At 67.4% G+C, this 13,150-nt stretch carries 9 protein-coding genes; 5 read left to right on the forward strand and 4 right to left on the reverse strand.

The annotated features are described in order from the left end of the window. Positions 1-255 precede the first annotated feature (255 nt). On the forward strand, positions 256-2,025 hold the full coding sequence (locus tag KVP10_RS15840) for a solute carrier family 23 protein (RefSeq protein ID WP_217965586.1): 1,770 nt from the start codon (positions 256-258) through the stop codon (positions 2,023-2,025). Between the two features lie 149 nt (positions 2,026-2,174). Here the strand turns inward: KVP10_RS15840 and KVP10_RS15845 are convergent, their stop codons facing one another. Beyond that, positions 2,175-2,513 carry an STAS domain-containing protein gene (locus KVP10_RS15845; protein WP_217965587.1) on the reverse strand — a complete coding sequence of 113 codons (339 nt, stop codon included), beginning with the start codon at positions 2,511-2,513 and terminating at the stop codon, positions 2,175-2,177. Between the two features lie 227 nt (positions 2,514-2,740). On the opposite strand from KVP10_RS15845, the gene KVP10_RS15850 reads away from it, so the two are divergent. Both KVP10_RS15850 and alr read left to right on the forward strand, forming a co-directional pair. Further along, complete coding sequence (locus KVP10_RS15850; RefSeq protein WP_217965588.1) at positions 2,741-3,187, forward strand: ATP-binding protein; 447 nt, start codon at positions 2,741-2,743, stop codon at positions 3,185-3,187. Then, complete coding sequence (gene alr / locus KVP10_RS15855; protein WP_217965589.1) at positions 3,184-4,344, forward strand: alanine racemase; 1,161 nt, start codon at positions 3,184-3,186, stop codon at positions 4,342-4,344. Before KVP10_RS15850 ends, alr begins: the two co-directional genes overlap by 4 nt. A gap of 103 nt (positions 4,345-4,447) precedes the next feature. Here alr and KVP10_RS15860 read toward each other — a convergent pair whose 3' ends face one another. Continuing rightward, the gene (locus KVP10_RS15860) at positions 4,448-6,901 is read right to left on the reverse strand and encodes an MFS transporter (RefSeq protein WP_217965590.1); all 2,454 of its coding nucleotides are present in this window, start codon (positions 6,899-6,901) and stop codon (positions 4,448-4,450) included. A gap of 131 nt (positions 6,902-7,032) precedes the next feature. Between KVP10_RS15860 and KVP10_RS15865 the strand changes: the two genes are divergently transcribed. Both KVP10_RS15865 and KVP10_RS15870 read left to right on the forward strand, forming a co-directional pair. Beyond that, positions 7,033-9,048 (forward strand): SpoIIE family protein phosphatase, encoded by a 2,016-nt coding sequence (locus KVP10_RS15865; protein ID WP_217965591.1) that lies wholly within the window; start codon positions 7,033-7,035, stop codon positions 9,046-9,048. Next, positions 9,045-10,229: an ABC transporter substrate-binding protein gene (locus KVP10_RS15870; protein WP_217965592.1), complete on the forward strand. Its 1,185-nt coding sequence runs from the start codon at positions 9,045-9,047 to the stop codon at positions 10,227-10,229. The genes KVP10_RS15865 and KVP10_RS15870 overlap by 4 nt, the downstream gene beginning before the upstream one ends. Here KVP10_RS15870 and KVP10_RS15875 read toward each other — a convergent pair. Next, positions 10,211-11,752 carry a glutamate-cysteine ligase family protein gene (locus KVP10_RS15875; protein WP_217965593.1) on the reverse strand — a complete coding sequence of 514 codons (1,542 nt, stop codon included), beginning with the start codon at positions 11,750-11,752 and terminating at the stop codon, positions 10,211-10,213. The two genes, KVP10_RS15870 and KVP10_RS15875, sit on opposite strands and share 19 nt — an antisense overlap. Continuing rightward, positions 11,739-13,124 carry a glycosyltransferase family protein gene (locus KVP10_RS15880; RefSeq protein WP_217965594.1) on the reverse strand — a complete coding sequence of 462 codons (1,386 nt, stop codon included), beginning with the start codon at positions 13,122-13,124 and terminating at the stop codon, positions 11,739-11,741. The genes KVP10_RS15875 and KVP10_RS15880 overlap by 14 nt, the downstream gene beginning before the upstream one ends. Positions 13,125-13,150: the final 26 nt, after the last annotated feature.

A 13,150-nucleotide genomic window follows, 5' to 3' on the forward strand; every position in this document is an offset into this window, starting at 1 on the left:
GGATATCACCGACCGGTGCGGCTACCGGGCATTTCCCGCCAGTATCAGGCCCGCCCGCCCAGCGCCGGGCTTTCACGAACCGTAAAAGCCGACAGTCTTATTCGCTTCCGGCCTCGGCCGCCGTCCGTCATGGCACAACGGGCACCTCGACGCGCCCACCGCAGCACGTACAATACGCGCAAATATGATCGCCGCGCCGCACGGGCATCGTCCTCGACGCCTGCGGCCGGCCCTCCCCCTGCGAATGCGAGATCCATGGCCCTCTTCCCGAAGATCAAGCTGCCCCCCGTTCCCGCATTCAAGCGCCCTGCCGACCTGGCCTATGCCCTGGGGGAAAAACCGCCCGCCGTGACCCTGTTCGGGCTGGCCGTGCAGCACATGGTCACGGCGCTGACCTGTGTCGTCTATGTGCTGGCCGCGGCCAAGATAGGCGGGCTGTCGCCGGCCAGCACCCAGGGGCTGGTGACGGCCACGACGCTCGGCATGGCGCTGTCCACGTTCTTCCAGGCCTGGGGAGGCCGCCTGGGTTCGGGGCTGATGCTGGTGGACATCCCGTCGCCGCTGCTGATCGTGATCGGCGGCTCGGTCATCGCGCAGTTCGGGGTCGCCGGCGCAGCCGCGATGAGCCTGACCAAGGGCGTGGTGTCGCTGGCAGCCAGCGTGCTGGTGCCCAAGCTGCGCTCCATCCTGCCGCCCACGGTGGCCGGCGTGGTGGTGAGCATAGGCGGCCTGTCGCTGATCGCCCCGGCCTTGACGCACATGACGGGGCTGCACGGCGCGAGCATGGACGGCACCGACGCCCTGACGGGGCTGGTGACACTGCTGGTGATCGTGGCGCTGTCGATCTGGGGCAATCGCCGCGTCAAGCTGGCTGCGCTGCTGGCGGGACTGCTGGCCGGCGTGCTGCTGGCCGCCGTGCTGGGCAAGCTGCGCGGCCTGGGCATGCTGGCCCGGTCGCCGATGCTGGCGCTGCCGCATATACACCTGCCCAATCTCTCCGTGGACCCGGCCGCCCTGGCCGCGGTCGCGCTGGTAGCCCTGATGTCGCAGCTCGACTCCCTGGGCACCGTGGTGCTGATGCACAAGATGAACGACGCCGACTGGCGCCGTCCGGACATGCGGCTGGTGGGCCGCGGGATGCGCGCCTCCGGCCTGGGCAATCTGCTGGCTTCTTTCCTGGGCTCGTACCCCACCGGCATGTCGTCGGCCAACCTGGCCCTGTGCCACATCAGCCGCTCGACGTCGCGCCGGATAGGGCTCGTGACGGCGCTGCTGCTGGCGATCAGCGCCTTTCTGCCGCAAGTGGCGCTGGGCCTGACCCTGGTCCCCACGTCCGTGGTGGGCGCCATCGAGGTATACGCGGCCGCCTACCTGGTGGTGTCGGGCATCGAACTGATTTCGTCGCGCGCCCTGGACGCGCGCGGCATCTTCATGATCGGCCTGTCGTTCGTGGCCGGCCTGGGCGTGATGGTGCTGCCCCAACTGGCCGAGCTGGCGCCGCCTGCGCTGCGCTTCATGGCCCGCAACGGCATCATTACCGGCGGCATCACGGCTATCGTGCTGAACGCGATATTCCGCCTCGGCACCTCGCGGCGAGCCACGCTGGCGATCGCCGAGCCCAGCCATACCGAGCGCATGCGGCGCATCGTCGAATTCGTGGAATCGAACGGCGCGCACTGGAGCGCGCGCCGCGATGTCGTGCGGCGCGCCGCGCAGGCCATGCTGGAAGGCGCCGAGGCGCTCGAGGCTGCCGGCCAGGGCCGGCGCCTGGCGCAGATATCGGGCAGCTTCGATGAATTCAACCTGGACTTCGAGCTGCTGTACGAAGGGCCTGCGCTGCTGCTGGAATCAGCGCCCAGGCACAATGCCGCCGGGCTGCTGGATATGCAGGACGAAGAATTCCAGAATGCCGTCGGGCTGGCGCTGGCCAGCGTGTCGCACGTCCTGCTCAAGAGGCTGGCCGACCGGGTAACCAGCGGCACGCGCGGCCAGCTTTCTTATCTGCGCCTGCACTTCAGCCACTGAACGGACGCCGCGCCGCAAGCGGGATATTGCCGGCTTGGTGCGGCCGGCATCGGCGCCGAGGCTGCGGCGCCGGTGGCGCGCTTGTGCATGGGAATTGAAACGGCCGCAGAAATGCGGCCCGCTGCGGGGGCGTGGCCCCCCGGAATGGCTTAGCCTGCGAGCTTGCCCAGGGCTGCGGCGCGGTCCGGCACCACCGTGAGTATCGACAGAAAGCCGCTGATCTCGAACACTTCGGTCACGTTCGGCTGCAGGCCGCACAGCACCAGTTGCCCGGAATTCTGCTTCAGGCGCTTGGCCAGCATCAGCACTACTCGCAGGCCGGCGCTGGAAATGTAGTCGAGCTGGGACAAGTCCAGCACGCAACGCCGTTCTTCCTTGCCTATGGCCGCCAGCAGCCCGGCCTCGACTTCGGAAGCATTGGCGCTATTGACCTGGCCAGCCACGGACACGACCTGGACCTCGCCGATTTTTTCGCTTGAAAGACTCATAGACAAACCATAGAGGTGAAGAATGAAGTGATTACTGTATTGTAATTCACTGTAATTAATTATTTCGCATTTTGGCGACAAAATAATATAATACGCGACAAACCTGCCGGTGGCACAGCACGCTTTGCGACACTATTCATACGTCGGGCAGGCGCGCATCGCGGCAGCCGCGTAACCCGCCTCCAGAGGCGTTGTTTGATTCGGCGGACGACGCCCGGCCTACACCTATGCAGACACTTGCCTCTCTGACCTTGCCCCCCGGACCCGACGCAGTAGCCCAGGCGCTGGACTGGCTGGAAACGGTGGGCGGCCAGGCCCAATGGCCCATGCGCACGACCTTCAAGCTCAGCCTGTGCCTGGACGAAGCACTCAGCAATATCGTCATGTACGGCTTCCAGGACACGGCAGCCGCTGCCGGCCCGGGCAATATCAGGCTCGTCGTGCACCAGGACGCCCAGCATATCCTGCTCGACATCTTCGACAACGGCATGCCGTTCGATCCCACCCAGAAGATGCCGCGCGACCTCGACAACTCCCTCGAAGAAGCGGAAATCGGCGGCCACGGCCTGCGCCTGATGCGGCATTACCTGCTCGACATCGCCTACCAGCGCAGCGGCGAAGAAAACCACCTGCGCATGACGGCAGGGCCCGAAGCCGAAGCGGGCGCGGCATGAAAATCCTGCAGCCTGCCGCCTCGCAGCCGCAGGCTCGCACCCACGTGGTGCCGCAAGGCACCGTGGCCATCATCGACAAGCAAGCGGTAGCCTATAACCTCGACAGCCTGCGCCATCGGCTCGACCAGGCAGGCCGGCGCAACGGCCCGCGCCTGTGGGCCGTGGTCAAGGCCGACGCATATGGCCACACGCTGGCGCATGTGCTGGGCGGCCTCGCACGAGCCGACGGGCTCGCGGTGCTCGAACTGGAAGAAGCCCACCTGTGCCGCGCCATGGGCTGGCGCAAGCCCATACTGATCATGCACGCGCGCTATACCGCGGCCGACCTGTCCGACCCCGGCCTCGCGCCGCTGCACGTCATCGTCGACAGCGAAGACCAGTTGCGCGAACTGGAAACGCTGGCGCAGCGCCCCGGGCCTCACGCATGGCTGCGCTACAGCGGCTGCCTGAATCATTCGGGCTTCCCGGCCCGCACATATCGCGCAGCCTACGCCAGGCTGCACAAGCTGCTGCAGGCCGGCCGCCTGTCGGGGCTAGGCTTGCTGCAACACTATGCGCGCGCCGAAGAAGCCGAACACATGCGCGAAGAACGGCGCGATTTCGAAGCCGTCTTCGCCGGCCTGCCCGGCCCGCGCTGCACCGAAAACTCGGCGGCCCTGCTGTCGGACCCGGACTACGCCGGCAGCGGCGACTGGGTGCGCAGCGGCATCGCCCTCTACGGCATCAGCCCGCTGGCCGGAGTCGACGGCCGGGGCCTGGGGCTGCTGCCGGCCATGACACTGAGCGCGCCCATACACGGCGTACAGCCGCTCGCGGCCGGCGCCCCGCTGGGCTATGGCGCAACCTTCCAGGCCGCACGCGACCTGCGCGTGGGGCTGGTGCATTGCGGCTACGCCGACGGCTACCCGCGCAATCTCGTGGCCGCGGGCACAGTGCTGGTGCAGGGGCGCGCCTGCCGCATCATCGGCCGCATCTCGATGGACACCATCACCATAGATCTCAGCGACATCCCGCAAGCGGGCCCGGGCACCCAGGCCGTGCTTTGGGGGCACGAGGCACTCAGCATAGAATCCGTGGCCCTCAGTGCCGGCACCATCCCCGCGCAGCTATGTGTCGGGGTGACCGGCCGCGTGCCGCGCATCGCCGCGGCCGCTTAGCGCCGCATCCGTCCGTCGCCCGCGCGGCTCCTTCTTCAGGCGAATACCAGCCCCGACAGGCCGGCCGATTGCGATCGGCCGATGCCCGCCACATGGACAGGCCCTAGGCCGGCGCGCCGCGCAATGGCGCGCATACCATGAAGGCCAGCGTGGCCACCAGGTACAAGGCGCCGGTAACCGCCAGGCCGCCCGAGATTCCCACCGAAGCGAACAAGGCGCCCACCGCCAGGGGACCCAGCATTTGCCCGAACTTGTCGGCCGCGCGCATCACGCTGGTGGCGCCGCCCGCCCCGTAGCGCTGCACGTGGTCCAGAGACAGCATGTAGGCTGTCTGGGCGCCGCCCGCCAGGCAACTGGCCAGCGCCAGCAAGACGACCGCCAGCCCCGCGGCGACGACGCCGCTGGCGAAATACAGGCTGAGCAGGCCGGCACTGCCGACCAGGCCGCCCGCGGCTATCCAGTATTTCTTGTAGGCGCTGTGGTCGGCCAGCCTGCCCATGTAGGGCCCGACATAGATCACGCAAAAGCCATACAGCATCAGGATGCGCCCGACGGTCGCCGCGCTGGCGTGGTAAGTCTCCATGTACAAGGGCAGCGCATAAGTAAGCAGGCCAACCTGGGCAATGGAGAAAGGCACTACGCAGCCCAGCAGCAGCATGCCGAAATCGCGGGTCGCGAGCAGCTCGCGCAGCGCCTTCCAGGAACGCACCACCGGCCCGGCCACCACTTGTGAAGCTTTTTGCACCCCGGCCACATGGCGATACGGCCACATCAGTGTGAACACGCCCAGCGCCGGCAGCGCCAGCAACACTGCGCCGGCGACGAATACCGCCACGGGCCCGAGCTGCTGCATCAGCATGGCGCCCACCGCCGCCCCCGACAGGTGGCCGGCGAACAGCCCGGCTATGACCAGGGCCATGTTGCGGCCGCGGTAGGCCGCCGGACTGCGGATCACGATGAAGCCCTGCAGACCCATCCAGGTAAGCCCGTAGCCCAGCCCCACCAGCCCGCGCGCGACGATGAAAGTCGGCAGCGAGCCGGCCAGGGCGCAGGCCAGGTTGCCGGCCACCGACACCAGCAGCCCGGTCAGTACCGGGAACTGCCAGCCGCGGCGATCGCTCAGGCGTCCGGCCAGCAGCGCCGTCAGCAGGCCGCAGGCCATTTCCGCCGCGATGGGCAGCGCCATGAGCAGCGCGCCCTGCCCCGGCGCGTCGCCCAGCAGGCTGCGCGCATAGATGGGCAGGAAACTCAGGGGCAGCGCCATCGCAAACAAGAAACCGAACATCACGGGGCGCACGATCGCCCCCACCTTGGAAGGATCGTCCAGCCCCGCCGGATCACCCGGCACGTCCTGCACGCGCACCGAGAAGGCGCGATCCATCAACAGGTTCAGCAGCAGCAGCAATTCTATGGCGGCCACGAGCGCCACGGCCACGACGGTGGCGGCATCCAGGACCCGCGCACGGATGCCCGCGGCCAGCAGGCGCGGGTCGAGCAATACCTGCAGCGACGCCAGCGTCGGGCCCGAACCCTGCGCCTTGAGCGGAAACGCCAGGGTGTCATCGGGCTCGGCGGCCGTGGCGCCCGCCACCGGCATGGCGCCGCGCGCATTGGCGCGATTCAGCAGCCGCCCTTGCGCATCGACCAGGCGCAGCTCGGAGATGACGGGAAAGGCCGAGGCCAGCCGCGCCATGGGCTGCTCTACGCCGCGCAGGTGCGTGGGGGCGATGCCGTAGCCCAGTACCCGATCGAGCGAGGCCTGCAGCCCCTGGGCCAGCACCTGGGTATTGTCGCGGGTGACGCGGACCCAGACGGTACGGAAGGTGTGTATGGTGTAGGCCGCATAGACCCCCTGGGCCAGCATCAGGACCAGCAGCGGCACCAGCATGCGGGACCTGCCTGCGGACGCCACCTCGTGCAGGGGCATCACGTAGCGGAAGACCAGCGCCAGGACTATCGCGGCGCACAGGGTCGAAAGACCCAGCACCGCCAGATTGTCGAGCATGAGCGAACTCTGGCGCATGTCCTGCGGGCGCACCTGCAATATCACGGCGCCCTGCAAGCCGCCGCCGTCGCGCATCAGGGGCACGGCCACGCGGATGCCCTGCGCGTCCGCCTGGTGCACGCTGCCCGCGGCCGCCGTGCCGGCGCGGCCCTGGCCCCGCCCGTCGGCCACGGCCGACCGTAGGTCTTGCAGCAGCGCCCCGGCCTGAGGCGGAGTGCCGACCGAGGTCAGCACCTGGCCGCCGGCCAGCACCACGCTGGCGCCCGACAGGTCGGGGATGCGCCGGCGCAGGTCGTCGAGCATGCCCGACAGGCCGAAGAATTGCGCCAGCGGCTTGCCCAGCCGCATGCCCGTCTGGATTTGCTCGGAGGTCTGGCGCGCCAGCAATTCGACGCGCCCGGCGGTGTTGTCGATGATCTGGCGATTGAGCGCGGACAGGCTCAGCGCCCCGATCAGGCCCTGGGCCAACAGCAATACCAGCATGCAGGCCAGCAATACGTCGCGCAGAGGATGGCGACGCTTTTTTACTTCCGACACAGAATCGTTCTTCATAGCAGACCCGCACCACAATCGCACACCGGGCCACCTCCTGTAGACTAATTCCCGCAATATTAATTTACAATCCAAGACAAAAGTACACTTTCGGGCATTCAAGCCCGCAACTTTCCGGTCGAACTCCCCCAATGCGACTGACTTCGCTGCGCAGCAAAATCTTCCTGCTGGTCGGCCTGACGCTGCTGGTCAGCGCCATAGCGGTCATGCTCGTCACGGAACACGATGTGCGCCAGACCGTCGTCGCCAGCGAGCGGCTGGCCGTCAGGAATGTCCTGAACCTGCTGTTGCGCGACAGCGACGCCCGCTGGGGCAGCCTGCTCAACGACAAGATCACCACGGTGCGCGCCGACCGCAAGCAAATGGTCGAACAGGGAGACCTGATCCGCTCGGTGCTGAACATGTACGCAGGCCAGGTCGCCCGCAAGGAACTGAGCGTCGACCAGGCCCAGCGGCTGGCAAGACAATGGATAGACCAGCTCTTCAAGGGCAGGGAACGCTTCAGCTTCGTCTTCGGCCCCGACCTCACGGTCATCGCCAGCGGCAACGGCAAGCTGCGCGGCGCCAGCCTGGCTGGCATCAAAGACTTCAAGGGCCACGCGCTCGCCTCCGCCGCCTACCAGGAATCGCGCACCAGCGGGCAAAGCTTCGCCCTCTATCGCTGGCCGCAGAACGGCAAGGGCTCGGGCGAACTGCGCTACGCCTATTTCGCCTATTTCCAGCCCTGGGACTGGGTCTACGCCATCACCGACAATGCCCGCGAGGTAGTCAAGCAGTTCGACGTGCGGCGCAAAGAAATGGAACACGCCATCGGCCAAACGCTCGAATCCCTGCGCCTGGCGCAATCGGGCTTCGCCTTCATCGCCGCCGACGACGGCACGCTGGTCGCCCCCCTGCCCAAGCCCAATACCGGGTTGCTGCAGGAACGCGACGCCGGTTCCGACAAGACGCTGCACGACTTGCTGCGCGCCATTCCACCCGACGGACGGATCTCCTCGTTCCAGTTCGACGGCACCGGCAAGGACCCTTGGGAAATCACGGCGGCCTATTTCAAGCCGCTCAAATGGACCATCGTGGCCGCGGTGCCCACGCACGACCTGACCGCCGCGGCCATAAAGCTGCGCAACCGCCTGGCCTGGGTGTTCCTGGTGGTGCTGGTGGCGTCGCTGGCGGTCGCCTGGGCGCTGTCCACGCGCATCTCGCGGCCGCTGCGCCAACTGACCGACTTCGCGCGCAAGCTGCCCGAGCAAGACCTGAGCACGGCCGCTCCCATACCCGAGCACATCTCCCGGCTGCCCAAAGACCAGCCCGACGAGGTCGGGCGCCTGGCGGCCACCTTCATCTTCATGGACCAGCAACTGCGCGAGAAGATCGCCCGGCTGGTGCAGGAAACCTCCAGCCGCGAACGCTTCGAAAGCGAACTGAACATCGCCCACAGCATCCAGATGGGCCTGCTGCCCGTGCCGCTGGAAGGCGAAGTTCTGCGCAAGATCGACCTGCACGCCACCATGATTCCCGCCAAGGAAGTCGGCGGCGATCTCTATGACTACTTCATACTGCCCGATGGCAGGCTGTGCTTCGCCATCGGCGATGTGTCCGACAAGGGCGTGCCCGCCGCCCTGTTCATGGCGGTCACGCGCACCCTGATCCGCGCTTCGGCCGAGGACGAGACCGATCCCGCGCTCATCATGGAACGCGTCAACAACCGCCTGTCCGAGAACAACCCCAACCTGATGTTCGTCACCTTGCTGCTGGCGGTGCTTGACCTGGACAGCGGCGAGCTGGCGTGGTGCAATGCCGGCCATCTGCCCCCCTGCGTGCTGGGCACCGACGGCGCCATGCGCATGCTCACAGGCCGCAGCGGCCCGGCCTGCGGGGTGCAAGAAGACATACCCTACAAAGGCTTTGTTTCCACGCTCGAGCCCGGCGAGATCTTCGTGGGCTACACGGACGGCGTCACCGAGGCCATGGACCCCGACAACAAACAGTATGAAGAGGCGCGCATGGTCCGCCTGCTGACCGAACAAAAGCCTGCCGACGCACAGGCCGCCACCGCTGCGCTGCTGCACGACATCCGTACCTTCGTCCGGGGCGCGGAACAATCGGACGACATCACGCTGATCGCCGTCAAGAGGTTCACGCCATGATTTCACGCTTCCTGTCCTTGATGCTGCTGGCGGCAAGCCTGTGCGTGCTCCCGGTCGGCCGCGCGGCCACGCCGGCTGCCGCGGCGGCGCCGGCCGCCCAGACCAAGGTCTTTCCCACCACGCCCACTGTACGGCCGGACGGCAAGCGCTGGCGCATCGGCTATGTAGAAAGCGGCATATACGGCGACTATCCGCTGACGCTCGGCGAGATCGTCAAGGGCCTGCAGCACCTGGGCTGGCTCAAGCTCAAGGGCCCGATGCCCAAGGGCGCGAGCGGGCAAGATCTATGGGCCTGGCTGGCGCAGAACACAGAAAGCAAATACCTGGAATTCGTCCCCGACGCCTGGTGGCAGCCGGGCAACTTCGACGCCAGCAAGCGCGCGCCCATGCGCGCGGCCATCGAGCAGCGCATCAAGGACCGCCACGACATCGACCTGATCATCGCCATGGGCACCTGGGCGGGCCAGGACATGCGCGCGCTCGGGCCTCCGGTGCCCACCATCGTGGCCTCTACCAGCGACCCGGTGGCCTCGGGCATTTCCGACAGCGTCAAGGACAGCGGCCGCGACAATCTGCAGGCGCGCATCGAGCCCGAACGCTACCAGCGCCAGGTCAGGCTGTTCCACGAAATCGTGCCCTTCAAGAAGCTGGGCATCGTCTACGAGAACAGCGACGCGGGCCGTACCTACGGCGCCGTGGCCGCCGTGGAGCAGGTCAGCAAAGAACTGGGCTTTGCCGTGCAACCCTGCTATGCCCAATCCAACAGCATCACCACCGAACAGGCCGTCACCAATGCCGTCGAATGCTACAAGAAGCTCACCGAAGAGCGGGTCGATGCCGTGTACGTCACCACGCATCGCGGGGTGACTGCGGATTCCATCAAGGAAATCGCCAAGATCCTCGAACAGGCCAAAGTGCCGAGCTTCTCGATGAACGGCTCCAAAGAAGTCAAGAGCGGCATCCTGCTCAGCCTGGCGCAGGCAGATCTTTCCTATGTGGGCCTGTTCCACGCCGAAAGCATCGCGCGCGTCTTCAACGGCGCCAAGCCGCGCCAGCTCAGCCAGATATGGATAGACCCGCCGAAGATCGCGCTGAACCTGGCCACCGCCCGGGCCATAGGTTTCGACCCGCCGGTCGACATCCTGCTGGCCGCCGACGAGGTCTACGAAACGGCGCCCTGAGGCTCCATATAGCATGAAGGGTGCAGCGCGGCATGGCGTGCCAGCACGGCGCGCAGGCGCTGCCCTGCCGTGCCGGGGGCCCGGTTCCAGGTCTCCAGCAGGCGATCGGCCGCGCTGCGGCCGCTGTCCAGCACATAGTCGGCATAAGCCAGCCACTGGCGGCCCTCGGCGCCCAGGCCTGCGCGCGCCACGTCCAGCACATCGGCGCACAGCGCCCTGACCCTCGCGTCATCCAGGCCGTCGCGCATCGCGGGCTCGCGCAAGGCCGCCAGCGCCGCCCAGCCCCAGCGGTCCACCAGGTCCTGGGCGGCATCCAGCCGGTTCAGCAGGCCGCGCTGCAAGGCTATGGGCGCCAGCAGCATGCTGCGCGCCGGCCCCTGCCCGGCCTCGTCCACCAGGCATTCGTCGGCAAAGCCTGCGCCCGGCGCGCGCGCCTCGATATACATCTGCGCGCCGCAAGCCTCGAACAAATCCTCCAGCCCGCCTTCGTGTTCCCAGGCTTGCATCAGTTCGGCAAGCTCGGGGGTGCGCTGCAGGCGATAGCGCAGGCGCGCATCCAGGAACTGGCCGATCTGGGAATATTCGAAATGCCGCGCCTGCGGCGCCAGATGCACGCGCTCGCCGGTATCGACGCGGCGGCCCGGCCACTGCGCCGCGAGCAGGAAATCCCGCAGGCAGGGGTCGCCATCGGGCAGCATCGTCGCGACCGCCTTGTAATCGTAGGATTGCGCCATCGGCAGGCCCCGCGTCACGGTTCCCGGGCCGAACATCCAGTGGAAGAAATCGCCCAGGTCGCGAAACGGGCGCGGCGGGCATGTGCTCAGCATCAGGTCGCCCGGGAACGTGGCCGGCGCGAATACGCGCTGCCACAGCGTCATGCGGTTTTCCTTGTAGCCGGTCGGGCGGCCGCCCTCGAGCGGGCTGTTGGCGAACAGCGCGATGCTGGCGGGCGACAGGGCGACCGCGACGTTCAGCGCGCGTATCGCCGCAGCGATGGGAACCGAGGTGTTGGCGCCGTTCTGCGCCTTGGCGTCTATGCCTTCCCAGTGATGCCAGCCGCGGTGGCCGCGCAGTTCCGTGTATATGGGCCGGGGCACGCAGACACGCGCATACCAGGCCGCATCGCGCGGGCAGTCCGGGTGTTCCGAGGCATTGAGCACGCAGGCCCCGTCGGCCCGCAGCGCTTCGAGCGTATCGGCGAGTTCCTGGTGCGCGCGCGCCGCCAGGCAAGCCAGCCCGTTCTCGTCGGACACTGGCGCCAGCGCGGTTTCCAGCAGATTGAAGCCATTGTCCAGCCCGCACTCGGCCTGCGCGGTATGCAGCGCCACGCGGCGCTGATCCAGGCATACGGGTTCACAGTCCATGCCGCGCCGCCGCTTGATCGATTCGAGGGCCTCGAAATAATGCCGGACCGGCAGGCTGAGCCCGCTGGAATCGTGCACCACCACCATTTCGATCTCCAGGCCCACGCGGCTGCGATAAGGCTGTATATCACCCGCGCCCGCAGTGTCAGGCAAGTGCATCGTTGCTGGTCCTTCCTTGCAGTGTGTCTTCCCGGAACAGCGGCGTGCACCACGAGAAGCCGCCATGGCATTCGACCATGGCCTTGAAGATTTCGGCCAGGCCGCCGTAGTCCCTGGCCCCGACCTCTATGCCCAGGGACGCCAGCAACTCCAGGGGAGTAGAAACAAAGACCGTGCGCAGATCGAGCTGCTGCCGGCACATGCGCAATGCGTCTTCCAGGCGCATTGCGCGCAGCGGCGCGGCGCCGGCGTCCGGGGCCGCCGGTATGGACGCTGCCAGGCGCGCATCCGCATTATGATCCGGCGACGGCATGCGCGCAGCCGGATCGATGCCCGGCCGCTGCCGCCCGGCATCGAGGCTCACGGGCACGGGCGCGTCTTGCAAGCTGCCGAGCAGGGCCTCGAGCTCGTCGATGACCGCGCCCCATTCTCCCTGATGCGCCTGGCGCAGCAGCCGCATGCTGCGATACAGAGACGTGCCTGGCGCATTCAGCCCCCAGCGCCAGCTGCATGGCCGGCTCAACAGGTTCCAGACCGGTATGCCGAGCGCGCCCGCGAGATGCGCCGGCGCGCTGTCTATGCTGATGAGCAAGTCGAGGCCGGCGATGGCGGCAGCCAGATCCGCGACGTCGGCCATTGCTTCCAGCGGCTCGATCGCGGCAGCCCAAGAATGCGCACGCAGCTCGTCGCCCGCGGAGCCCCATTGCAGGCTCTTCCAGGCGATCTCGGGATGCCCGCGCACGAGCCCCGCGAACAGCGCCAGCGGCACGGATTTCAGATCGGTCGCCGCCCCCGTGGCGCGGGCCGACCAGTTCAGCCCCACCCGCAGCCGGCCTTGATTGCGCGTGGCGGCCGGCTGGCTGGCAAGCTTGAGATAGGGCCGGCCGCCGGTGGGGTCCGAGCTCAAGGCCCCCATGCGCATGAGCGCCACTTGCACTTTGGCGGGTTCGGCTTGCGCCTGCTCCGGCGTGACCGGCTCGATCCGCAGCCCCTGCAGGCGCAACAGCCTGTGCAGTTCCGGACGGCACTGCACGCGCACCCGGTCGAACTGCGCGGCGACCTGCGGCACATAGCGCCATTGCTGCACGATATCGCCTATGCCCTGGTCGGCCACGATCATCAGGTCGCGCTCGGGAAATTCGGGGCGGATGGTAAGAATAGTGGGAGAACGCTCGTTGCTGCGCCGCGCCAGGCTGCTGGGTGTATTCACGTCCCACAGCATGGACTCGCTTTCGCCCGTGGACAGCCGCTCGACATCCACGTCCAGGCACCAGGGCTGCCCCAACCCCGGCGGCCGTATGCTCACGTGCAAGTCTTCCAGCGCCCAATGAAATGGCGACGCGACCGACACGGGATCAAACTTGCGGCTCATGACTCGATACACCCGCATATGCGCCG

The sequence above is a fragment of the Candidimonas humi genome (assembly GCF_019166065.1).
In the GTDB taxonomy this organism is placed as follows: domain Bacteria; phylum Pseudomonadota; class Gammaproteobacteria; order Burkholderiales; family Burkholderiaceae_B; genus Candidimonas; species Candidimonas humi.

What these genes read in the sequence shown, in the direction of transcription:
- KVP10_RS15840 (WP_217965586.1), top strand. Translation starts at nt 256, where the DNA reads ATGGCCCTCTTCCCGAAGATCAAGCTGCCCCCCGTTCCCGCATTCAAG.
- KVP10_RS15845 (WP_217965587.1), bottom strand. Translation starts at nt 2,513, where the DNA reads ATGAGTCTTTCAAGCGAAAAAATCGGCGAGGTCCAGGTCGTGTCCGTG.
- KVP10_RS15850 (WP_217965588.1), top strand. Translation starts at nt 2,741, where the DNA reads ATGCAGACACTTGCCTCTCTGACCTTGCCCCCCGGACCCGACGCAGTA.
- alr (WP_217965589.1), top strand. Translation starts at nt 3,184, where the DNA reads ATGAAAATCCTGCAGCCTGCCGCCTCGCAGCCGCAGGCTCGCACCCAC.
- KVP10_RS15860 (WP_217965590.1), bottom strand. Translation starts at nt 6,901, where the DNA reads ATGAAGAACGATTCTGTGTCGGAAGTAAAAAAGCGTCGCCATCCTCTG.
- KVP10_RS15865 (WP_217965591.1), top strand. Translation starts at nt 7,033, where the DNA reads ATGCGACTGACTTCGCTGCGCAGCAAAATCTTCCTGCTGGTCGGCCTG.
- KVP10_RS15870 (WP_217965592.1), top strand. Translation starts at nt 9,045, where the DNA reads ATGATTTCACGCTTCCTGTCCTTGATGCTGCTGGCGGCAAGCCTGTGC.
- KVP10_RS15875 (WP_217965593.1), bottom strand. Translation starts at nt 11,752, where the DNA reads ATGCACTTGCCTGACACTGCGGGCGCGGGTGATATACAGCCTTATCGC.
- KVP10_RS15880 (WP_217965594.1), bottom strand. Translation starts at nt 13,124, where the DNA reads ATGAGCCGCAAGTTTGATCCCGTGTCGGTCGCGTCGCCATTTCATTGG.